At 65.0% G+C, this 237-nt stretch carries 1 pseudogene; it reads right to left on the minus strand.

The features are described from left to right. Positions 1-237, minus strand: a pseudogene (locus tag J5M67_RS29400) (arylsulfatase); the annotation flags it as partial.

Genomic DNA, 237 nt, shown 5'->3' on the forward strand with positions numbered 1-237 from the left:
TGTTCAGCGGGCCGGTGTCCTCGATCTTGCCGTCGGCGAAGGAATGGATCACCCCGCGCGGCGAAGCGGCCTTGATGAAGGCCGGGTCGTCCTTCGGCCAGTACGGGCGCTCCGGCTCTTCCTCGGCGTTGAGGTGGTAGAGGTTGCCGAAGAACTCGTCGAAGCCGTGATTGGTCGGCAGGTATTCGTCGCGGTCGCCCAGGTGGTTCTTGCCGAACTGGCCGGTGGCGTAGCCTT

Origin of the sequence: Pseudomonas sp. 30_B (assembly GCF_017491605.1) — a bacterium.
GTDB lineage: Bacteria > Pseudomonadota > Gammaproteobacteria > Pseudomonadales > Pseudomonadaceae > Pseudomonas.